The following is a 21,463-nucleotide window of genomic DNA, read 5'->3' on the forward strand; positions in this document are numbered from 1 at the left end:
GTGTTATCGATGAATGGCCATCGAAACGGTGCTATTTTTCGCCCATGACCGTTGAATCCATGGACGATACTGATCTTCGCCTGCTGTCCGCCCTCCAGGAGGACGGGCGCCTGGGCTACGCCGAGCTGGGCCGCAGGGTGTCGATGTCACCCAGCAGCGTGGCCGAGCGGGTGCGGCGGCTGGAGGAGAACGGCGTCATCACCGGATACACGGCGGTGGTGGACCCCGAACGGATCGGCCTGTCCGTTCTGGCTCTCGTGCGCCTGCGCTACCCGACCAACAACTACAAGCCCTGCCACGACCTCATCGAGGCGACCCCGGAGATCGTCGAGGCGCACCACGTGACCGGTGAGGACTGCTTCGTCCTCAAGGTGTACGCCCGCTCCATGCGCCACCTGGAGGAGACCGTCGGCCGGATCGCCTCCCTGGGCCCGGTCACCACCAACATCGTCTTCTCCAGCCCCCTCGAACGCCGAGTGGTGACCGAAGCCCTGAGCGAACGCCAGGACCGGCTCGGGCCCAAGGTCACACCGGCGAGGAAGAAGAGGGGACCTGCACCCACTCCGGCCCGAGCCGCGGGAACGGTCAGCGACCTGGTGGTGGAGGCGCGCGGCGACCGCTAGACCGGTTCGGGGGTGGCGGGTCGGCGGGAGAGGCGGCGGGCGCGGATCGTCCAGGCGGTGCTCATCAGGAGGTAGGCGAGGATCATGCCGCCCACCACCGGGACGCTCACACCGGACTGCGGGACCAGCCCGGCGGTCAGCCCCGCACCCAGCACGAACGTGGCGTTGAACAGCACGTCGTAGACCGAGAACACCCGGCCGCGGAAGGCATCGTCGACATGTCGCTGAACCAACGTGTCGACAGTGACCTTCACCGCCTGGGACACGAAGCCCAGCACGAACGCGGCCACCGGGAACAGGGCCGCGGAGAAGGGCAGGCCGAACAGCAGCAGCGCCACCGCGGCGGAGACGAGCAGGGACGCGATCCACGCGCTCTCGCTGATCCGCGCGGTCGCCGCCGGGGTGGCCACCGCGCCGAGGAAGAAACCGAGGGCGAGCAGGCCCGCCGCCACCGAGAAACCGGCGATCCCGGCGACGCCGCCGCCGGTGAACGTGTTGTTGTACAGCAGCATCGTCAGCAGCGTGGAGACGCCGAAGAGCACCCGGTGGCCGCCGATGGTGAGCAGGCCGTCCCGGGCGGGCACCCGCTCGCAGATATGGCGGACCCCGGTGGCCATGCCCTTGACCACGTTGCGCAGCGCGGCCCGGACCTCCTCGGTCTCCTCCTCCAGGTGCGGGCCCAGCTCCCGGTACCGCAGGGTGAGCGACACCAGTGCGGCGGCGGCGAAGCCCAGCGCGGCCACGAAGAGGATCATTCCGGTGCCCAGCGCCGCCTCGCCGCCGATCATGCCGATGGCCAGGCCCACACCGGTACCGAGCGAGCTCGCGACTGTTCCGCAGGTGGGAGTCACCGCGTTGGCCATCATCAGCTTGTCCCGGGGCACCACGTAGGGCAGGCCCGCGGAGAGCCCGGACAGGAAGAAGCGGTTGACGCTCAGCACGAGCAGGGCCGCGACGAAGAACGCGGGCCCCTCGCCGTTGGCGACCAGGAGCGCCGTCACCGTGGCCAGAGCGGCCTTGAACAGGGACGACAGCAGAAGGACCTGGCGGCGGGGCCAACGGTCGATGAGGACACCCGCGAACGGGGCGACCACGGAGAAGGGGAGGAGCAGGACGGCGAAGGCCGCGGCGACCTCCCCGGCCCCCGTGTGCTGTTCGGGGTTGAAGAAGACGAAACCGGCCAGTCCGGCCTGGTAGATCCCGTCGGAGAACTGGGAGACCAACCGGGTACCGAACAGCCGGCGGAACCGGGCCCCCTGGAGGACCACGCGCAGATCACCGAAGAAGGACACGCCCTCAGATTAGGCCGTCCGGGGGAACGCGGACCGCCCGGGGCCGTGGCGGCCCCGGGCGGATGCGCTGCTGCGGCGCTCTTCGCGTTACCGCTCGCCGGGCGAGCCGCTGCCTACTGCTCGCCCGCGATGAACCTCTCGACCTTGTCGTGCGCCTCGGCGTCGCTGTACTGCTCCGGCGGCGACTTCATGAAGTAGGAGGAGGGCTCCAGGATCGGGCCGCCGATGCCGCGGTCCTTGGCGATCTTCGCGGCGCGCACGGCGTCGATGATGATGCCCGCGGAGTTCGGGGAGTCCCACACCTCGAGCTTGTACTCCAGGTTCAGCGGGACGTCACCGAAGGCGCGGCCCTCGAGGCGGATGTAGGCCCACTTGCGGTCGTCCAGCCACGGCACGTGGTCCGACGGGCCGATGTGCACCGAACCGGCCTTGAGCTCGTGCGGGATCTGCGAGGTGACCGACTGGGTCTTGGAGACCTTCTTGGACTCCAGGCGCTCGCGCTCCAACATGTTCTTGAAGTCCATGTTGCCGCCGAAGTTCAGCTGGTAGGTGCGGTCCACGATCACGCCCCGGTCCTCGAACAGCTTGGACAGCACCCGGTGGGTGATGGTGGCGCCGATCTGCGACTTGATGTCGTCGCCGATGATCGGCACGCCCGCCCTGGTGAACTTCTCGGCCCACTCGGGGTCGGAGGCGATGAACACCGGGAGCGCGTTGACGAAGGCCACACCGGCGTCGATGGCGCACTGGGCGTAGAACTTGTCCGCCTCCTCGGAACCCACCGGGAGGTAGGAGACGAGGACGTCGGCCTCGGTGGCCTTCAGGGCGGCGACGACGTCCACGGCGTCCTCGGGGGACTCCTGGATCATCTCGCGGTAGTACTTGCCCAGGCCGTCGTAGGTCGGGCCGCGCATGACGGTCACGCCGGTCGGCGGGACGTCGCAGATCTTGACGGTGTTGTTCTCGCTCGCGACGATGGCCTCGGCCAGGTCGTGGCCGACCTTCTTGGCGTCCACGTCGAAGGCGGCGACGAACTCGATGTCGCTCACGTGGTACGGGCCGAACTGGACATGCATCAGGCCGGGGACCCGGGACTCCGGGTCGGCGTCCTTGTAGTACTGCACACCCTGGACGAGCGACGCCGCACAGTTGCCGACGCCCACGACGGCTACACGTACCGAACCCATTGGTCCTTGCTCCTTCTTCTCCGCGAACGTGGATTCCACAGCGCACGGCGACGGGCCCGCGCCGACGGCGGTCCGGGTCTCGTCATCCTGCGTTCGTATTCCGTATGTGGTCAGCAGCGCGCACCGCGGTTCTGTTCCCCCTCGCGGCCGTCGGCTACTGGGGAGAACTGTGCATGTCTGGCTGGTTTGTTCTGCTATGACTCTATCTTTGCTTCGTGGTGGGAACGCATGCGGCTGGTGGAGCCAGGGTGTCTGAGGTGACCGGTAGTGACCACGGAGCCGCTCGTGCACCGGCAGGCCCGCGCGCAATGTCACACGGACACCGCCGAACAGGGACGACGCACTCCCGTACACATCGAGTGAGCGCGATCACATGTTCGGCTCCGCTGGTCACGTAGTCGCTGAACTGCGGAGACCGGAGGTTCCTGGCAGAGGGTGACGAGGACTTCCAAAGTGCGCGATACCCTCGCGCGTGGGTTGTGCTATACCGTTCGCTCGCTCTAACGTGACCCTTGATTTGCGTGCGCGGCCGGTACAGGCCCCCAACGAAGCCACTGCCGCGGCGACGTTCCCGTCGAACCAGAGCACCGACGGGACAGGGGCGGCGCTCCCGCAGGCCAACGATCAGGAGGAAGTAGCGGCTAACGTCTTCGCGACCTGTTGAAAACCTTCGCCCCCGACTGGGCGTCTCTTTATCAAGCCTTGAACGACAGGCAACAGCGGTGGAAGTAGGCCGAACCGGCCTCTGAGCCGCGCCGGTTCACCACCACAGGTCGCGAATCACCGATCCCCCAGGGGGACCGACCCCCGTTTCCACCAAGGAATCGTCAGGCCGATCGGCCGTGAGAGGCAATCGAGGACCACGTGAGTACCGAACGACGACGGAATGCCGAAGGCGGCCGTCGCCGGGCTGAGGGCCCGGACGACGGTTCGCGCGGCGACGGCGGAAGGCGCAGGGCTGCGGGCCCGCCCCGGGAAGAGCGTGCGGGCGGCCGTCGCCGACCCGATTCCGAGGACGGTTTCTGGGGAGACGACCAGCCCGCCCCGCGCTCCCGCAGAGCCCGCCCCCCGCAGGACGGAGCCCGTTCCGAAGGGCGCCCCCGGCCCGAGGGCGGACGCCGCCGCGCCGAGGGAGAGCGGCCCCGCCGCCCCGACGGCGAGCGCCGGCGCCGCCCCGAGGACGGTGACCGGCCGCGCCGCCGCCCCGACGGCCAGCGCCCCCGGCGCCCCGAGGATGGCCAGCGCCCCCGTCGCCGCCCGGACGACCCCCGCGCCGGCGGACGCCGCCGCTCGTCCGGCCCCCGCGACCCCCGTGACCGTGAACACGGCGCCCGCTCCGAGGGCCGCCGTCAGGGCGGCCGTGCCGCCGCTGGCTCCGGCGGCCGCGGCGGTGGCGGCGGACGCCGTCGCCCCCGCCAGGACGAGCCGGACGACCGCCCCTGGTGGAAGCGCTTCCTGTCCAAGGCCTGGAAGCCCGCGCTGGCCGTCTTCGGCCTGATGATCATCGGCGGTGTGGCCGCCTTCGCGGTGCTGTACTCCATGGCGCCCGACGAGAAGGAACTCGCGCGCAACGCGGAGAAGGAGGCTTCGGCCACCCAGATCATGTGGGCCGCCGAGGGGGAGGAGGAGCCCGAACTCGCGCTCACCACCGGTGACGTCAAGCGTGTCGTCATCCAGCGCGAGGACATCCCGGAGGAGGTCGTCGACGGTGTGCTCGCCGCCGAGCAGGCCACCTTCTACGAGGACCCGGGCATCAACCTCAAGGGCATCGGCCGCGCCATCCTCTCCAGGGGCGAGGCCGGCGGTGGTTCGACCATCACCCAGCAGATGGCCCGCAACTACTACAGCGAGCTCGACGGCGAGCCGCCGCTGACCCGCAAGATCCGCGAGATCTTCATCGCGATCAAGCTCGACCAGCAGCTCGATCCCGACCAGATCCTCACGACCTACCTCAACACGATCTACTTCGGCCGAGGCGCCTCGGGCATCGAGATGGCCGCCCAGGAGTACTTCGGCAAGAGCGTGAGCGAGCTGGACCGGGCCGAGGGCGCCTACCTGGGCATCATCATCCAGATGCCCAGCAACTTCGAGAACCCCGAAGAGGGCTCCTGGACGGAGACCTACCTCAACGAGGAACGCTGGCCCTACGTACAGCGGCAGCTGGCCGCGATGTACGAGAACACCGGCGGTGAGCGCGGTCTGCCCGAGGCAGAGGCCAAGAAGCTGGAGATCCCGGACAGCATCATCGCCTACGAGCCCGAGGTCGCCGAGGGCGATCCCAAGCTGGGCTACGTCCGCAACGCGGTCCTCAACGAGGTCACCGAGCGGTACGATATCTCGGGCGGCGCCCTGGCCACCGAGGGTTTCGTCGTCAAGACCTCGCTCGACCCGGATCTGATGGACGCCGCGGCCGAGGCCTTCTCGGTGCTCCCCCCTGGTGAGGCCGAGGACACCATGAAGGGGCTGACCGCGGTCGACCCGGCCACAGGGCAGATCGTGGCCTTCCACGGCGGTCCGAACGTGGCCGAGTGGGAGAACAACTCGCTCACCCACCAGACCCAGGCGGGTTCGGCCTACAAGCCCTACGTGCTGGCCCGGGCGCTGATGGACGACATCGGCCTGCGGACCGTCCTCGACGGCGACAGCGGACTGGAGTACCCCGGCCTGGCCAACCCGGTGAACAACTCGGGCAACGTCGACTACGGTCCGGTCGACCTGATCGAGTCCACCGCGAGCTCGGTGAACACCAGCTTCGTGGATCTGGCCATCCGGGTCGGTGAGGCCCGCGTGGACGAGCTCGCGGTCGACATGGGTGTCGACCCGGCCCGGCAGGAGACCTCCACGCTCGGGCCGCTGATCGCGCTGGGCACCCACCAGGTGAACGCGCTCGACATGGCCAGCGCCTACGCGACCTTCGCCAACGAGGGCCGCCACTTCCCGGCGCACATGGTCACCGAGGTCATCGACAAGGAGGGAAACCCTCGCCCGCCCAAGGACGCGGACGAGATCGAGTCCGGCAAGGAGGTGCTCACCAGCGCCGTGGCCGCGGACGCCACCTACGCGATGCAGATGGCGGTCCAGGAGGGCGGCGCGAGAAACGCGGCCCTCAGCGACGGCCGCGACGTGGCGGGCAAGACCGGTACCTCCTCCGACGCCGTCTCGGCCTGGTTCGTGGGTTACACACCGCAGCTGTCCACGGCGGTGGGACTGAGCCGTCGTAGCGGTGAACCGCTGCAGTTCGACGCCAGCGCGGGTGAGATCTTCGGTGGTACCACCTCGGCCAAGGTGTGGAAGGCCTTCATGGAGACCGCCATGGAGGGTGTGGAGGCCCGCTCCTTCCCGGCCCCGCAGTGGGTGGGCGAGGACCAGATGTTCATGCCGACCCCTTCGCCGAGCGAGGAACCCAGCGAGGAGGAACCGAGCGAGGAACCCAGCGAGGTACCGAGCGAGGAGCCCAGCGAGGAGCCCACCGAGGAAGAGTGTGACCCCCGGGACCGGGAATGCCAGGGCGAGGACACTCCTGAGCTGCCGGACGAGTGCGACAGCTGGTTCCCACCGGACCACTGCAACGAGGACGACGACCAGCCGGGCTTCCCCGGCCCCCCGGACACGGGTGACCAGGGCAACAACGGCAACAGCAACAGCCTGCTCAGGCCCAGGGACTGAGCCACGGGTAGCAGCCGGCAGGCAGTACGGATAGCAGGCAGCACGGACGAGGGCCGGTGGCCGGCGGGGGAGACCCGCCGACACCGGCCCTCGACCGTTGTCCACAACCCCGCGCCGGTGGTACACCGCTGCTGGTAGCCTTGGTTCCCGTATGGCTCAGAGCCCGTGCTGTGCACCCCGGTCCTGCCGGGGCAGCGCCCGCGCCGGGCTCCTGCCCTCCTGCCATGGAGATTCCATGGCCGCAACAGTCCAGAGGAGGAACGTACGCTTATGCGTCGTTACGAAATCATGGTCATCCTCGACCCGAACCTCGACGAGCGCACTGTCGCCCCGTCGCTGGAGAACTTCCTGGCCGTCGTGCGCAACGACGGTGGCTCGGTCGAGAAGACGGAGATCTGGGGCAAGCGTCGTCTCGCCTACGACATCAACAAGAACTCCGAGGGCATCTACGCGGTCATCGACCTGACCGCCAAGCCCGAGACGGTCAAGGAGCTCGACCGTCAGCTCGGCATCGCCGAGGCCGTGCTCCGCACCAAGGTTCTGCGTCCCGAGGTTCACTAGGCACCCCGGTGCCCCGACCCCCTGACCCCGCGCGTCCGATTCTTTCCTTGGGACTGTTCTGTCTCTAGGGACGTGGATGATGCGTGGAACAGGCGAAACCGCCTGATCCCGAACTATCTCGAACCGGAGCCGATCCATGGCAGGCGAAACCCAGATCACGCTCGTCGGCAATCTCGTCGACGACCCTGAACTGCGCTTCACGCCCAGTGGAGCCGCGGTCGCCAACTTCCGTGTGGCCTCGACGCCCCGCACCTTCGACCGCGCGTCAGGGGAGTGGAAGGACGGAGAGTCCATGTTCCTCTCCTGCACCGTATGGCGTCAGTACGCGGAGAACGTGGCCGAGAGCCTTCAGCGCGGCATGCGCGTCATCGTGCAGGGTCGTCTGAAGCAGCGGTCCTTCGAGACCCGCGAGGGTGAGAAGCGGACCGTCTACGAGATCGACGTCGAAGAGGTCGGCCCGGCCCTGCGTAGCGCCACCGCCAAGGTGACGAAGACGCAGCGCCAGGGCGGCGGCGGCTTCGGCGGAAATCAGGGCGGCGGATTCGGTGGCGGCCAGCCCCAGGGCGGACAGCCCCAGGGCGGCGGCTACGGGAACCAGGGCGGCGGATTCGGTGGCAACCAGGGCGGCCAGGGCGGCCGCGGTGGTGCCCCGGCCGACGACCCGTGGGCGACCAACGGCGGTGGCGGCGGATTCGGTGGCGGCAACGGCGGAGGATTCTCCGACGAGCCCCCGTTCTAGACGGCGTCCACCCCACGTAACACCCGACCCGGTTCCACTCGGGACCGAGTCACCTTTCATTTGTCCCAGCCCATCCCCGGGAAGACCCCGGGGCTCTTGCGAAGGAGCACCACGATGGCTAAGCCGGCAGCGCGCAAGCCCAAGAAGAAGGTTTGCCTCTTCTGCCAGGAGAAGCAGTCCTACATCGACTTCAAGGACACCACGCTTCTCCGTAAGTTCATCTCCGAGCGCGGCAAGATCCGTGCCCGTCGGGTGACCGGCAACTGCACGCAGCACCAGCGCGACGTCGCCACGGCGATCAAGAACGCGCGCGAGGTGGCCCTGCTGCCCTACACCAGCACCGCTCGCTAGCGGCGATATCCGAGGGAGGTTTTTGTCGTGAAGCTGATTTTGACCCACGAGGTCAACGGTCTCGGAGCCCCCGGCGACGTCGTCGAGGTGAAGAACGGTTACGGTCGCAACTACCTGCTGCCCCGAGGGTTCGCCATTCGGTGGACCCGCGGCGGTCAGAAGCAGATCGACCTGATCCAGCGTGCCCGCAAGGCGCGTGACATCCGCACCCTGGACGAGGCCCAGCAGGTCGCCGGCCAGGTCGGTGCGCTGAACGTGCGCCTCAAGCAGCGCGCCGGTCAGGGCGGTCGTCTGTTCGGTTCGGTCACGCCCGCGGACATCGTCGAGGCCGTCAAGGCCACCGGCGGTCCCGAGCTGGACAAGCGCCGGATCGAGATCAAGAACCCGATCAAGTCCGTCGGTGCCCACAAGGTCCAGGTCCGCCTGCACCCCGAGGTCGCCGCGACGATCAAGCTGGACATCGTCGGCGCCTAGGGTTTGTCTCCCTAGCCTCGCGCTGACCGTCCCGGCTCGCTGAGCCCCGTCCCTCTTCGGAGGGGCGGGGCTTTTCGTTTGCCCGGAGCGGGCCTTTTCGGAACACGCCGAAGTACTGAAAACCACCCTTTGGTTACTCTTTGTAATCTAGCGTGTTCTCTGTGTTGCGTCGCGTCCCGCGATGCTCCGCACGGAGAGGACAGCATACCGATGGCCGTTGAGAGACGACCCACAACCGACCACCCCCTGGGGGTGGACCGCAGGACGATGCTTCGAGGGGCCGCCCTGGCCGCCGGGGGAGCGCTTCTGGGCGGGGCGTTCGGTGTTTCGGTGGCGAGCCAGGCCTCCGCCGCGGCGATACCCAAGGTGTACACCCGGGCTGACTGGGGGGCCCGCGCTCCCAAGACGAACATCGCGCTACGGGCGCAGGGGCCGACCCACATCGTCGTGCACCACACCGCGACCGGGAACGTGTCCGACATGTCGACCAGTCACGCCGCCGCGCTGTCCAGGGCCATCCAGCGCTATCACATGGACACCAACGGGTGGAGTGACACCGGGCAGCAGCTCACGATCAGCCGCGGCGGGCACATCATGGAGGGCCGCGACAAGTCGCTCCAGGCGATCCGTGAAGGCGGGCACGTGATCGGCGCGCACACCGCGAACCACAACTCGCACACGATCGGGATCGAGAACGAGGGAACCTACTCCTCGGCGACCCCACCCGGGGCGCTCATGTCCTCCCTGGTCAGTACCTGCGCATGGCTGTGCCTCGTGTACCGCCTGGACCCGCAGGAGGCGATCGTGGGGCACCGCGACTACAACGCCACCAACTGCCCGGGCGACAAGCTCTACTCGATGCTGCCCAAGCTGCGCAACGACGTGGGGAACAGGCTGCGCGAACAGCTCAGCCACCTGAGCAGGCACGTCGGCCGGGAACTGACCCTGGAGGAGCTGCCGACCTACCCGGCCGTCCCGACCTCCGAGCGGGTCGCCACCTTCTACCACGGCCCCGCCGTCGGAGACCTGGACACGTCTTTCTAGCAGCAGAGCTTTCTGGAAGTAGGACCCGAGCCGACGAAACCGTCCCTGCTCCCCGCCGCAGGGACGGTTCGCCCGCTTGTTTCGGCCCCCGCCCTCCCGGCGCCCGAACGGTCTCCGTGCCCGAACGCCTCAGTGCCTGGTCGCGCCGGTGACCAGCCAGGCCTCGCCGCGGGCGCGCAGACCCAGGGTGAGGGCGCGGGCCAGGATCCACACGGCGAAGGCGATCCACAGCCCCACCAGGCCCCCCACCTCGGAGGTGGCGAGCCGGGGGATGACCAGGGCGAACGGCAGGTAGGCGAGCATCGTCCACAGGGACGCCCAGGCCAGGTAGCGCTGGTCACCGGCGCCCATGAGGACGCCGTCCAGCACCATCGTCACCCCGCTGAGCGGCTGCATCAGCGCCACCACCACGAGGGAGGCCATGATCAGCGAGGCCACCCGGGGGTCCGAGGTGAAGGGGATGTGGGCCCAGGGCAGGACGAGGAACACCACGGCGGTGAACACCAGCCCGGACATCACGCCCCACTCGACCATGCGGCGGGTGGAGTCCTTGGTCCCGCGCACGTCACCGGCGCCGAGGTAGCGGCCCACGATCGACTGCCCGGCGATGGCGATGGCGTCCATCGCGAACACCAGCAGGGCCCAGATGTTGTAGCTGACCTGGTGCGCGGCGATCGACTCGTCACCGAGCCGGGCAGCGACGGCGGTGGTCACCAGCGCCACCACGCGCATCGACACACTGCGCAGGAACAGCGCGAAACCGGCCGAGGCCGAGGCGCGCAGCCCGGTCGGGGTCGGCAGGAGGGAGACGCCCTGGCGCCGGGCCGACCGGGCGATCACGCCCACGTACCAGAACGCGCCCGCCCCCTGGGCGAGTACCGTCGACCAGGCCGAACCGGCGATGCCCCAGTCGAACACGAACACGAGGAGCGCGCACAGTACGGCGTTGCCGATGTAGGTGGCGACCGCCACCAGCAGCGGGGTCCGGGCGTCCTGTAGGCCGCGCAGCACCCCGGTCCCGGCCATGACGATCAGCAGGAACGGTGTGCTCAGCAGGCTGATCCGCAGGTAGGTGAGCGCGTAGGGGGTGACCTCCGGCGAGGCGCCCAGGAGTTCGATCATCCACGGCCCCAGCGGCCAGCCGATCCCGATCGCGGCGATCCCCAGCAGGATCGCGAGCCAGAGCCCGTGCACCCCGTCCCGGACACCGCCGGGGACGTCACCGGCGCCGAACCTGCGCGCCACTGCGGCGGTGGTTCCGTAGGCGAGGAAGACGCACACCGCGGCCAGGGTCAGCAGGACCTGCCCGGCGATTCCGAGTCCGGCCAATGCCCGGGTGCCCAGGCTGCCGACGATCGCGGAGTCGGTGAGCAGGAAGAGGGGTTCGGCGATGAGCGCGAAGAACGTGGGGACGGCGAGAGCGAAGATCTCACGGTCGTGACGGTGCCGGAAGGGGGACGCCGAGAGCAGAGTTGCCATGACGGAGCCACAGTACCGGACAGGCGTTCGAGTGCCGCTGTGGCGTTGTCCACAGGGTCGTCGAAGCCTGTGGATAACCTGTGGAAAGCCGCCCTGTGAGACATCTTGCACGTCCTGGTCACGGCTGCGTTTTCCCAGTTCAAATGGGCTATGGGCGACTCGCGGCAAAGTTATCCACAGGTGATGTGCATAACCTCTGCGCGCAATGCCCCACAGGGCTTCGGATGTGGTGGTAAGGACGTGTCCACAGGTGCCCCGCGCGGCGCCTTCGGCACCCGGGATGGGGCATCCTGGAAGGGTCGGCCAGATCCGGGTCGGCGCACGCGGCCGGTGTGGGGAGAAGTTCGTGAGTGTCGCTGAGCAACCACCTGAAGAAGGCGGATACGAGCGCACCCCACCCCATGACATCCAGGCCGAACAGAGCGTCCTGGGCGGCATGCTGCTGTCCAAGGACGCCATCACCCAGGTCGTCGAGATCATCCGCTCCGCGGACTTCTACCGCCCGGCGCACCAGATCATCTACGAGAGCGTCGTCGACCTCTTCTCCCGGGGCGAACCGGTCGACGCCATCTCCGTCAACGCGGAGCTGACCAAGCGCGGCGAGGCCACCCGGGTCGGCGGGGCGCCGTACCTGCACACCCTCACCGAGGCGATCCCCACCGCGGCCAACGCGGGCTACTACGCCAAGATCGTCTCGGACCGCGCCGTTCTGCGCCGCCTGGTCGAGGTCGGCACCCGCATCGCGCAGATCGGTTACGCGGGCGACGGCGAGGTGGACGACCTCGTCGACCACGCCCAAGCCGAGATCTACAAGGTCGCGGAGAAGCGCACCGGTGAGGACTACGTGGTCCTGGGCGACATCATGCCCGGGGCCCTGGACGAGATCGAGGCGATCGGCGCCAACGACGGCAGCATGACCGGTGTCCCCACCGGTTTCGCCGACTTCGACGCCCTCACCAACGGCCTCCACCCCGGCCAGATGGTCATCATCGCCGCGAGGCCGGCCGTTGGAAAAAGCACCCTGGCTTTGGATTTCGCGCGTGCTGCGTCTATCAAGAACGATATGGCGTCCGTTTTCTTCAGTCTGGAGATGGGGCGCAACGAGATCGTCATGCGTCTGCTCTCCGCCGAGGCACGGGTGCCGCTGCACACCATGCGGTCCGGTCTGATGACCGACGACGACTGGGCTCGGCTGGCCAGACGGATGGGCGAGGTGGCCGGCGCGCCGCTGTTCATCGACGACTCCCCGAACATGTCGATGATGGAGATCCGGGCCAAGTGCCGCCGCCTCAAGCAGCAGCACGACCTCAAGCTCGTGATCGTCGACTACCTCCAGTTGATGAGCTCGCCCGGTCGGGTGGAGAGCCGTCAGCAGGAGGTCTCCGAGATGTCGCGTTCGCTCAAGCTCCTGGCCAAGGAGCTGGAGGTGCCGGTGGTCGCGCTGTCCCAGCTCAACCGTGGACCGGAACAACGCACCGATAAGCGCCCACAGGTGTCTGATCTTCGCGAATCGGGCAGTATCGAGCAGGACGCGGACATGGTGATCCTGCTCTACCGCGAGGACGTGCACGACAAGGAGTCGCCGAGGGCGGGCGAGGCGGACATCATCGTGGCCAAGCACCGTAACGGCCCCACCGCCGACGTGACCGTCGCCTTCCAGGGCCACTACAGCCGATTCGTCGACATGGCTCCGGGTTAACCCGTCGACTTGTCGACTGTTGTCTGTCGGGTTCCGGTAGGAGGCCGGTGAGCGGGGTGGGCGCGCCGGTCTCCTCTGCGGGGGTGCCGACCGGGGTCTTCGAGGTCTCGGTGCAGACACGGCCGCCCCGGGGGAGTTGGATATGGAAGGCGCGGCCGTCCCCGGCCGCGCGTGCGCGGTCCACCAGACCTCGGATCTGCGTCTGGTTGACCAGGCGGGAGATGTGGGGGCTGTGAGCGGGTGAGCGCGCGGCAGGCCTCGGACCGAGGCGTTCGTCCCGGCTGCGTGACCAGGTGGGTCATGATCTCGTAGGCGCTCGGGTGGATCGAGCGCCGATCGCCCAGCTCGGCCTCGATGCGGGCGGAGACGGTCTCGGCGGGGGCGGAACACCCTGCTCGCCGGGTTCGGTGCCGCCTCGCTGGTGTGCGGGATCGCAGCCTGCGAGTGGTCCTGGTCGCGGAGCGGCTCGGGCAGCGCGTCGGCGCGGTCTTCTCGGTGGGTGAGCGTCGAAGACCTGCTCTGGTCGTGAGTGTTCCCGGTCAACCTGTCCGTGGGCACGGCGGTGGCGCTGGGCTCACGGACAGGTATTGGCCAGTACATAAGTCGACTTATGTACTGGCCAAAATGTCGACAAAGAGATTCGTCGACATAGCGCCCGGTCGACATCACCTCTCCTCGGAGTCGGCGATCACGGTGCCCTTGTGCAGTTCCAGGTGACGGCCGACGAAGCGTTCGCGCATCATCCGGTCGTGTGTCACCAGTACCAGGGCGCCCGTGTAGTGGGCCAGCGCCTCCTCCAGTTCCTCCACCAGGCCGGGGGAGAGGTGGTTGGTGGGCTCGTCCAGGAGCAGCAGGTCGTGGGCGCCCGACGTCATCCGGGCCACCTCGATCCTGCGGCGCTGCCCCACGGACAGTGAGGCCACCGTCTGGTCCAGGTCTCCGACCCGGAAGAGTCCGAGTGCGGCGAGCTCGTTCCGGTAACCCTCCGGCCGGCCCGGGCGTCCGGCCGCGTAGGCCTGGAGCACGGTCTGCCCTGCGGGTACCGGGGCGTCCTCCTGCCGGAGCAGGCCGATCCGCTCCGGCAGGGCCGTCCGGCCGGACCCGGGGAGCAGCTCCCCGGACAGGACTCGGAGCAGGGTGGTCTTGCCCGCCCCGTTCGGGCCGGTGACCAGGACCCGTTCACCGGGTGCCAGGGACAGTGCCCGGACGTCCAGCCGGTGGTCCACCCGGACCCGTTCCAGCTCGGCGACCGGGATCGGGTCCGCCCCCGCCGCCTCCTCGTCGGTGAGGGGGCCGGCGAACTCGGCGCTCATCTGGAGCGGGACCGGGGGCGGCGCCACCGGTTGTGCGGTCAGTCGGGCCAACCTCTCCTTGGCGTTGCGGATCCGGCCCATGGAACCGTGCGCAGCGCCGCGCATCTTGAACGCGCCGTGGCCGAACGCCGCCTTCTCCATCTTGCGCGGGATCGCCTGCAGCGCGGCGATGTGGTTGTCGGCCAGCCGCCGCTGCCTGGCCAGGTCCTGTTTCCAGTCCTCGTACTCGCGGAGCCAGCGGGCCCGGGCCGCCGCCTTCGCGGCGAGGAACCCGTCGTACCCGTTGCCGTACCGGCTGACCTGGTGGGTGTCCGCGTCCACTTCGAGGACGGTGTCGGTCACCCCGGCCAGGAAGGCGCGGTCATGGGTGACGGCGACGACGGTGCCCCGGTGCTTTCGGAGCCGTTCCTCCAACCAGGAGACCGCGCGGTCGTCCAGGTCGTTGGTGGGCTCGTCCAGCAGGAGGAGTTCGGGTGAGGCGGCCAGCATCGCGGCCAGTGCCAGCCTCGAACGCTCGCCGCCGGACAGCGTCCGCAGCGGACGGTCCCGGTCCAGGCCGGGCAGGCCCAGGCCGTGCAGGCCGGCGTCGACACGGGCGTCGGCGTCGTAGCCCTCGCGTGCCTCGAACTCCGTCAGGAGGTCGCCGTAGGCGTCGAGCTCCTCCGGTGTCGCGTCGCCGAGGGTCGCTTCGGCCCGGTGGATGCGGGTTTCGAGGTCCCGGAGTTCCTGGAGCGCGGCGTCGATCGCGTCGCCGACGGTGCCGTTCGGTATCCCGCCGGAGACTCTTTCGAGGGTCTGGGGCAGGTAGCCGACACCGCCCGCGGCCCGGACGGTGAGCTCCCCGTTGTCGGGTTCCTCCTCACCCGCGAGGAGGCGTATGAGGGTGCTCTTGCCGGAGCCGTTGTCGCCGATCACGCCGACGCGTTCGCCGGGGCTGATCGTGAGGCTGACGCGGTCGAGGACGGTCTGGTCGCCGTAGCGCTTGCTGATCTGGTTCAGGGCGAGCTGGGAGCGGCGTTGGAGTCGGGTATCGAGCATGGGGTCTCTCCTGGTCTGCGTGGTGGGCCGATGGTGGTCGGGGCCATGGGTCGCCGAGGAGAGCCAGAGGTTTCGGGCACGAACACACAGGTGTGCCGGTGGTCCGAAAAAGGGTGCATGAGGCTGTCCGTACGCGACCGCGGCAGGGCGACGCCAGCGGAGCGGGCGCGACACCGCGGTGGCGGTGGGTGCTCACTCGGAACGCGGGCGTCCGGCGCTGGTCACAGGAAGATGTAAAGCCTCATGTATGAGACGATACGTCTCGTTTCAGAAAGCGTCAAGGCGTTCGGATGAGACGGGCATCACTCTCGGTTGTCGTCGTGCGCCTCATATAAGGACATCCGAATCAGGGTTTATTTCCTTGCCGCTTTGTCGACATAGCGATGAAGCGGTTTCGGAAAGTGAGATCCGGGGGCATGACGAGGGGCCGCCCGCGCGGATGGCGGGCGGCCCCTCGGGGTTGTGCTGAACGGCCCTTCGGGCTGCGTCGGTGGCTGCTTAGAGCCAGCGCGCCTCGGGCCGGGTGCGGCCGTTGTCGTCGGTGACCAGGACCCAGTGCATGATCGGGTGCTCCGAAGTGGTCGTGTCGGCGTTCTCGTGGTCCGCGCGCGGCTTGGGTACCAGCGCGGGCTCGGGGGTCAGGCCGGAGAGCCGACGGCTCGCAGCGGCGGACCTGGTGCGCCTGGAGGTGGTCACGGAGCGAGTGAGGTGCGGCCCGTTTTCGGTCCTGCGTGCCATGTAGCCCTCCTCGTTTCCTTATCAGATGACCCAAGTTAACCCTATGTTCACCTTGAAGTCAATCGGGCCCCGTGTCAGGTCGGCCACTGCGCAGGCCTGTCGGGGGTTCTGGGTTTCCAAGGTGAACGGAAGGTGAACAGGTCGGGAGCCAGGCTCCGTCCTAGAGCCGGGCCGTGCCCAGAACCGGTCCCCGGGCACGAGAAAGCACCCGCCACCTGGACGGGTGCCTCGCGAACGACTGTGGTCGGGTATGCGGCCCGGCTACTCCTTGAAGATCAGTCCCACGACCTCGAGGTAGAGCTGCTCGGGGTAGGGAATGAAAGCGATCCTGCTGAGCGCCTGGTCCTGACCGGCGGACTCCATCACGAAGGTGCCGTACCCGAGGAAGCGGCCGAGCAGTGTTCTCTCGAACCGCATGTCGGTGACCTTGCCCAGCGGCATCATGTTCACCTGCCGGGTGATCAGCCCCGTGGTCAGCAGTAGTCGCGCCGACGTGATCACGAAGTAGTCGACCGACCACTCGGCGACCCGCCAGACGAACCACACCAGCACCAGCAGCCAGAGCCACCAGACCAGGGCCAGCGTCGCGTTGCTGTTGGCGCCGATCGTCCTGCTCAGGATGGCCGCGAAGACCAGGGCCGCCAGAACCGCACCCACCGGTCCGATGAGGACCGCGGGGTGGCGACGGATGGTCACGACGTCCTGCTCATGGGGCAGGAGATAGCGGTTCACCGATGCTGGAGCCGCATTGCTCGAGGCTACGAGCTTCATGACACCCGACCCATTCCCCGCCTACGACAGCAGCGTGTTGACGAACCGGGACATCGACTCTGCGCCACCCACCAGGAGATCCAGTCCGCTCTGAATCACTCCGGCCGCGCTTTCTGGCTGCGTGAGCAGATAAAACGCCACGAAAGCGATGAGCGCGTAACCGCCCCATTTCTTCAACTTCGCCACGACTGACTCCCCTTGGAATCCACCTGACCCACCAACCCAGCAGTGATTGTCCCACCGACCATCATGCCCGTAAAGCCTGGAGCGCACCCTCGGCGTGGCGTTATGTCGGACGTTCGACGCTTGCGGGTTGTGTCCGGTTCCGGTGGTGTTGGTAACTCAGTGAAAGACGGTCCGGAAAGAGTTTTCGTTCTTGCGCAGGTCAGGGCGGTGAAAATTGGGTCCTGAGTCGGCTGCTGGGGGTGGGGAGCGCCCGGGAACGGTGCCGGGTTCCGAGGAGGGGTCCGCCGACGCAGGGAGTGAGACGACAGGGAACCCGGTTCTTCACGTTCCGAAGAGGGAGGGAGCGCGCGCCCGAAACCGGCGCGGGGGGAGCGCCAGGGGCGTGCGGCCGTAGGAGGGTCTAACGCTGCTCCGCGAAGGCCAGGGCCAGCACCTGGAGGTGCTGGCGGGCGATCCGCTCCACGAGGTCCGGGGTGGCCCGTCCGGTCACGTCCTGGGCGCCGTGTCTGGCCGCGTCCACGCAGCGGGAGACGGTGGAGGAGTGGTGCACCTCGGAGAACTCGGAGGACAGGCGACTGATGACGGGTCTGAAGTGGTGGTCGCGGGCGGCCGGGGTTGTCGAGGGGGAGGGGTTCTCGGGCATCTCACTCCTTAGGGCTGCGAGGGCGGAACAGCACGGCGCGTGTGCGCTTGGGGGCTTTGCGTAGCCACTGGAGGGTGGTCGGAGCTCCGCGCCGGAAACAGGCGGCGGGGTTCTGATATCAGTGGGCTAGGCCCCTTGTGGGGTGGTTTCGGTCTGGCATGCACCCGGTTACGGGTGGTCAGGAACCATGATCACTCTAATCTGTTACGTTCCAATCTCGAAATGAATTCGGCTAATGCAGCACCGTGTCGCTCGGTGCCCGACCCAGCGGGCTCGACCTGGGGCAACGCCCCGGAGGTGTGCGCACGATGGGACCAATGCCCGATTTTCGGGCGTTCATTCACCCCGGCCCAAAAAGAACCGAAAAAGCGCCCAACCGGTGATCCGGTTGGGCGCTTGTGCCCCTGTGACGGGAACCTGAGATCAGGAGCAGCCGTACAGACGGTCTCCCGCGTCGCCGAGCCCCGGGAGGATGAAGCCGTTCTCGTTCAGCCGCTCGTCCACCGCCGCGGTCACCACCCGCAGCGTCGCGCCGTGGTCGTCGGGCAGGGTTTCGACCAGCTTCTGCTCCACGGCCACCAGGCCCTCGGGCGCCACCAGCAGACAGATCGCGGTGATGTGGTCGGCGCCGCGCTCCACGAGCAGCTTGAGCGCCGCGGCCAGGGTGCCGCCGGTGGCCAGCATCGGGTCCAGCACGTAGCACTGGCGGCCCGACAGGTCCTGCGGGAGCCGGTCGGCGTAGGTGGCGGGCTGGAGGGTCTCCTCGTCGCGCGCCATGCCCAGGAAGCCGACCTCGGCGGTGGGCAGCAGGCGGGTCATGCCGTCGAGCATGCCCAGTCCGGCGCGCAGGATCGGGACCACCAGCGGGGTGGGACGCGTCAACTGGATGCCGGTGGTCTCCACGAGCGGGGTCTCGATGGTGACCTCTGTCACGCGCACGTCCCGCGTCGCCTCGTAGGCGAGCAGGGTGACCAGCTCGTCCGTCAGCCGTCGGAAGGTCGGTGAGTCGGTCCGCACGTCGCGCAGGGTGGTCAGTTTGTGCGCGACCAAGGGGTGGTCGACGACCAGGGTTTCCAAAACGTTCTCCGGGTGAGCTGGGATAACGGGACGGTTGACGGGGGGAGGGGCCTGCCCGAGTCTAACCGCGCGTATCACCCGGATCAGGGCGCAACAGGGCCGCCACACCCCCGGATTCGCTGTCGCTGGGGTCTCCGGTGGGGAACGGGTGTGCATGGGATCGCTCACGGGGGCGCGGGAGAGGCGCCTCTCGTGAGAGCGTTAGGGCGTTCTCCGGCGGACAAGGGGCTACGGCGAGGTGAGGGTGATCGTTACCATGGCACTCGCACGGGCGAGCCGGACTCCACTCGTCCGCACCGAAACACCGTCCGGGTTGGGGTGACGATGACAGTGCTCGATCATGGTGACGACGACTCGGGTGACTTCGCGGCCGTCGCGTACAGGGAAGAGGAGTACTGGGATGTCGACCTGCTCCCCGTAGCGCTGACGCACGATCTCAAGGGGCTCATCCACGCCCTGCGCCAGCAGCCGAGCATCAGCGGATCCCTCGGGCTGGTGTCGGTCGGCGACGACTTCTTCATCATCGTCCGGGTGTACGGCGGGGAGGTCTCCCTCTTCCTGTCCGATGTCACCGCTTCGGTCGACTGGCAGGTCGCCCGGGACGTCCTGGACTACCTGGACATCGACCTCCCGGACGACGACGACCTCGACCAGGTCCTGCCCGCGGGCGACCTGTCCGTGGTCGCGGACCTGGGCCTGGACGAGATGGAGCTGGGCGCTCTCGCCGGCGACCTCGACCTGTACCCGGACGAGGTGCTCGCCAGCGTGTCCGAGCGGTTGGGATTCGCCCAGTCCTTCCAGCGTGTCCTGGACGGCATGGGGTAGGGATCGCCTGGAAAACGACCAGGAGAGACAGGAGGGCACGCGGTGTCGACCTTCGCAGCCGTCTTCGCTCCGAACGGGAAGACGTGGCGGGGAAGTGAGGTCGATCTCGGTGACGTGGAGGTCATCGACGACATCACCGACCTCATGATGGACCTCGCCACGGACTGGGGCAGTGAGCTGGCCCTGCTCCTGATGGAGGCGGACGACGAGTGGTTCGCCGTCGTCCGGGTGGACGAGTCCGATCCGGATCCGAGGGTCTACCTCTCCGACGGCCGGGTGGTGCACGACCATCCGCTGGCCGGGGTGCTCTCCGAAGCGGGCGGACTCGGTGCCCCGGTGCCCGCGGAGAGCGCGGGCGCGCGCCCCGATCCCAGGCCGGACGGGGAAGGGGACCTGCTCACCGACCTCGGCGTGACCGAGGACGAGCTCTCCGACCTGTCCGTGGGCGGCGGTGTGCTGCCCAGCGACGTGCTCGCCGTGGTCGCCGAGCGCGCCGGTTTCGCCGAGCTGCTCGACTCGATGAGGCTGTGACCGGGTGAGCGACCGGGGGGACGGCCTGCCCGAACTCGATCGCGGCACGGTCGACGGAGCGATGCTCGACGCCCTGGCCGAGGCCGAGCTGGCCCTGGCCACCGACGACGTCCCGGTGGGTGCGGTGGTGCTCGGGCCCGACGGAGCGGTCCTGGGCCGCGGGCACAACACGCGCGAGGCGGACGGGGACCCGACCGGGCACGCCGAGGTGCTGGCGCTGCGCGCGGCGGCCGAGGCGCACGGCGGCTGGCGGCTGTCCGGATGCACCCTGGTGGTCACCCTGGAGCCCTGTGTGATGTGCGCGGGGGCCGCCGTGCTCTCCCGGGTGGGCCGCCTGGTCTACGGGGCGCGCGACGCCAAGGCGGGCGCGGCGGGTTCGGTGTGGGATCTGGTACGGGACCCCCGGCAGAACCACCGTCCGGAAGTAGTTCCGCCCGACCTGATCAGCAAAGACATCGCCGAAAGGTGCTCGGAGCTGCTGATTCGATTTTTCGCACGGCGCCGAGTCCGGTAGAGTACGTCTCGGTGGATTCGCCTAGTGGCCGATGGCGCCCGCCTCGAAAGCGGGTAAGGGGCAACCCTTCGAGGGTTCAAATCCCTCATCCACCGCCACCAGCCGCCCCCGGCACAGCCGGGGGCGGTTTCTTGTGCGTTCAGCCGACCTGCGAAGCGGGCGTGTGCTCGGGGCCGGCCAGGCCGTCGATGGCCTTGTCCAGCCAGTTCACCCAGAACAGTTCCAGGTCGATACCGCCCTGGAGCACCAGCCCCTGGACCCGGTCGCGCTCGGTCCCGTGGCCGCGGGCGGCGTCGCGCCGCTGGAACTCCCGGTACTCCGCCAGCCGGGCGGCGTGCAGCGCACGGTGGCGGCGCAGCTCCTCGACCAGGCCCTCGCCCACTCCCACGACCCCCGTCGCGCGCAGGCGCAGCATCAGGGGGTCGCGCAGGGCGCGCGGCTCCTCCCGCTGCCCGACCCAGCGCTCCAGCTCCTCCCGGCCCGGGGCCAGCACCTCGTACTCCTTCTTCTGGCCCCGGGCGGGCGAGTCCGTGGGCAGCGCCCGGATGTGCCCGGCCTTCTCCAGCTTGCCCAGCTCGCGATAGATCTGCTGGTGGGTGGCGGACCAGAAGTACCCGATGGAGCGGTCGAAGCGTCGGGTGAGTTCCAGTCCGGAGGAGGGCTTCTCCAGCAGGGCGGTCAGTATCGCGTGGGGCAGGGACATGAGCGCATT

21 protein-coding genes and 1 tRNA gene are annotated in these 21,463 nt (G+C 68.6%); 12 read left to right on the plus strand and 10 right to left on the minus strand.

Annotated features, from left to right (window positions below; all coding sequences use genetic code 11):
• Window positions 1-44 precede the first annotated feature (44 nt).
• Window positions 45-623 carry an Lrp/AsnC family transcriptional regulator gene (locus tag HNR07_RS25150; protein WP_184367072.1) on the plus strand — a complete coding sequence of 193 codons (579 nt, stop codon included), beginning with the start codon at window positions 45-47 and terminating at the stop codon, window positions 621-623.
• On the opposite strand, the gene HNR07_RS25155 is transcribed toward HNR07_RS25150, so the two are convergent.
• Window positions 620-1,915, minus strand: a complete 1,296-nt coding sequence (locus HNR07_RS25155) for an MFS transporter (protein WP_184367073.1) — start codon at window positions 1,913-1,915, stop codon at window positions 620-622. The genes HNR07_RS25150 and HNR07_RS25155 overlap by 4 nt on opposite strands.
• Window positions 1,916-2,028: 113 nt before the next feature.
• Window positions 2,029-3,102 (minus strand): inositol-3-phosphate synthase, encoded by a 1,074-nt coding sequence (locus tag HNR07_RS25160; protein ID WP_184367074.1) that lies wholly within the window; start codon window positions 3,100-3,102, stop codon window positions 2,029-2,031.
• Window positions 3,103-3,966: 864 nt separating this feature from the next.
• On the opposite strand from HNR07_RS25160, the gene HNR07_RS25165 reads away from it, so the two are divergent.
• The 6 genes from HNR07_RS25165 (at window position 3,967) to HNR07_RS25190 (ending at window position 9,937) form a co-directional block, all read left to right on the plus strand.
• Window positions 3,967-6,768: a transglycosylase domain-containing protein gene (locus HNR07_RS25165; protein WP_312893973.1), complete on the plus strand. Its 2,802-nt coding sequence runs from the start codon at window positions 3,967-3,969 to the stop codon at window positions 6,766-6,768.
• 270 nt (window positions 6,769-7,038) lie between these two features.
• Complete coding sequence (gene rpsF, locus HNR07_RS25170) at window positions 7,039-7,329, plus strand: 30S ribosomal protein S6 (RefSeq protein WP_017579430.1); 291 nt, start codon at window positions 7,039-7,041, stop codon at window positions 7,327-7,329.
• A gap of 136 nt (window positions 7,330-7,465) precedes the next feature.
• Window positions 7,466-8,068 carry a single-stranded DNA-binding protein gene (locus tag HNR07_RS25175; RefSeq protein ID WP_184367075.1) on the plus strand — a complete coding sequence of 201 codons (603 nt, stop codon included), beginning with the start codon at window positions 7,466-7,468 and terminating at the stop codon, window positions 8,066-8,068.
• A gap of 114 nt (window positions 8,069-8,182) precedes the next feature.
• Window positions 8,183-8,419 carry a 30S ribosomal protein S18 gene (rpsR, locus tag HNR07_RS25180; protein ID WP_026116319.1) on the plus strand — a complete coding sequence of 79 codons (237 nt, stop codon included), beginning with the start codon at window positions 8,183-8,185 and terminating at the stop codon, window positions 8,417-8,419.
• A 27-nt stretch (window positions 8,420-8,446) separates the two neighbouring features.
• Window positions 8,447-8,893 carry a 50S ribosomal protein L9 gene (gene rplI, locus HNR07_RS25185; RefSeq protein ID WP_017579428.1) on the plus strand — a complete coding sequence of 149 codons (447 nt, stop codon included), beginning with the start codon at window positions 8,447-8,449 and terminating at the stop codon, window positions 8,891-8,893.
• 210 nt (window positions 8,894-9,103) lie between these two features.
• Window positions 9,104-9,937 carry a peptidoglycan recognition protein family protein gene (locus HNR07_RS25190; RefSeq protein WP_184367076.1) on the plus strand — a complete coding sequence of 278 codons (834 nt, stop codon included), beginning with the start codon at window positions 9,104-9,106 and terminating at the stop codon, window positions 9,935-9,937.
• A 129-nt stretch (window positions 9,938-10,066) separates the two neighbouring features.
• Here the strand turns inward: HNR07_RS25190 and HNR07_RS25195 are convergent, their stop codons facing one another.
• On the minus strand, window positions 10,067-11,416 hold the full coding sequence (locus HNR07_RS25195) for an MATE family efflux transporter (RefSeq protein WP_184367077.1): 1,350 nt from the start codon (window positions 11,414-11,416) through the stop codon (window positions 10,067-10,069).
• A 346-nt stretch (window positions 11,417-11,762) separates the two neighbouring features.
• Between HNR07_RS25195 and dnaB the strand changes: the two genes are divergently transcribed.
• Window positions 11,763-13,115, plus strand: coding sequence for a replicative DNA helicase (gene dnaB / locus HNR07_RS25200; RefSeq protein ID WP_184367078.1), 1,353 nt, complete (start codon window positions 11,763-11,765; stop codon window positions 13,113-13,115).
• A 665-nt stretch (window positions 13,116-13,780) separates the two neighbouring features.
• Here dnaB and abc-f read toward each other — a convergent pair.
• The 6 genes from abc-f to upp form a co-directional block, all read right to left on the minus strand.
• A complete protein-coding gene (gene abc-f / locus HNR07_RS25205) occupies window positions 13,781-15,466 on the minus strand; it encodes a ribosomal protection-like ABC-F family protein (protein WP_184367079.1) in 1,686 nt (561 codons plus the stop codon).
• Between the two features lie 498 nt (window positions 15,467-15,964).
• Window positions 15,965-16,204: a hypothetical protein gene (locus tag HNR07_RS25210; RefSeq protein ID WP_017579423.1), complete on the minus strand. Its 240-nt coding sequence runs from the start codon at window positions 16,202-16,204 to the stop codon at window positions 15,965-15,967.
• 261 nt (window positions 16,205-16,465) lie between these two features.
• Complete coding sequence (locus HNR07_RS25215; protein WP_026116316.1) at window positions 16,466-16,975, minus strand: PH domain-containing protein; 510 nt, start codon at window positions 16,973-16,975, stop codon at window positions 16,466-16,468.
• 21 nt (window positions 16,976-16,996) lie between these two features.
• The gene (locus HNR07_RS25220; protein ID WP_017579421.1) at window positions 16,997-17,161 is read right to left on the minus strand and encodes a hypothetical protein; all 165 of its coding nucleotides are present in this window, start codon (window positions 17,159-17,161) and stop codon (window positions 16,997-16,999) included.
• Between the two features lie 400 nt (window positions 17,162-17,561).
• Window positions 17,562-17,804, minus strand: a complete 243-nt coding sequence (locus HNR07_RS25225) for a hypothetical protein (protein WP_017579420.1) — start codon at window positions 17,802-17,804, stop codon at window positions 17,562-17,564.
• Between the two features lie 423 nt (window positions 17,805-18,227).
• Window positions 18,228-18,881, minus strand: a complete 654-nt coding sequence (upp, locus tag HNR07_RS25230; RefSeq protein WP_184367080.1) for a uracil phosphoribosyltransferase — start codon at window positions 18,879-18,881, stop codon at window positions 18,228-18,230.
• Between the two features lie 324 nt (window positions 18,882-19,205).
• On the opposite strand from upp, the gene HNR07_RS25235 reads away from it, so the two are divergent.
• The 4 genes from HNR07_RS25235 (at window position 19,206) to HNR07_RS25250 (ending at window position 20,849) form a co-directional block, all read left to right on the plus strand.
• Window positions 19,206-19,706: a tRNA adenosine deaminase-associated protein gene (locus tag HNR07_RS25235; RefSeq protein ID WP_039830929.1), complete on the plus strand. Its 501-nt coding sequence runs from the start codon at window positions 19,206-19,208 to the stop codon at window positions 19,704-19,706.
• A gap of 42 nt (window positions 19,707-19,748) precedes the next feature.
• Window positions 19,749-20,237, plus strand: coding sequence for a tRNA adenosine deaminase-associated protein (locus HNR07_RS25240; RefSeq protein ID WP_184367081.1), 489 nt, complete (start codon window positions 19,749-19,751; stop codon window positions 20,235-20,237).
• A 61-nt stretch (window positions 20,238-20,298) separates the two neighbouring features.
• Entirely contained in the window at window positions 20,299-20,751 is a 453-nt protein-coding gene (locus HNR07_RS25245; protein WP_184372649.1) for a nucleoside deaminase, read from the plus strand.
• Between the two features lie 10 nt (window positions 20,752-20,761).
• Window positions 20,762-20,849: transfer RNA gene (locus tag HNR07_RS25250), tRNA-Ser, on the plus strand.
• Window positions 20,850-20,890: 41 nt separating this feature from the next.
• Here the strand turns inward: HNR07_RS25250 and HNR07_RS25255 are convergent.
• Complete coding sequence (locus HNR07_RS25255; protein WP_184367082.1) at window positions 20,891-21,454, minus strand: PadR family transcriptional regulator; 564 nt, start codon at window positions 21,452-21,454, stop codon at window positions 20,891-20,893.
• Window positions 21,455-21,463: the final 9 nt, after the last annotated feature.

Source organism: Nocardiopsis metallicus, assembly GCF_014201115.1.
GTDB classification, from domain to species: Bacteria; Actinomycetota; Actinomycetes; order Streptosporangiales; family Streptosporangiaceae; genus Nocardiopsis; species Nocardiopsis metallicus.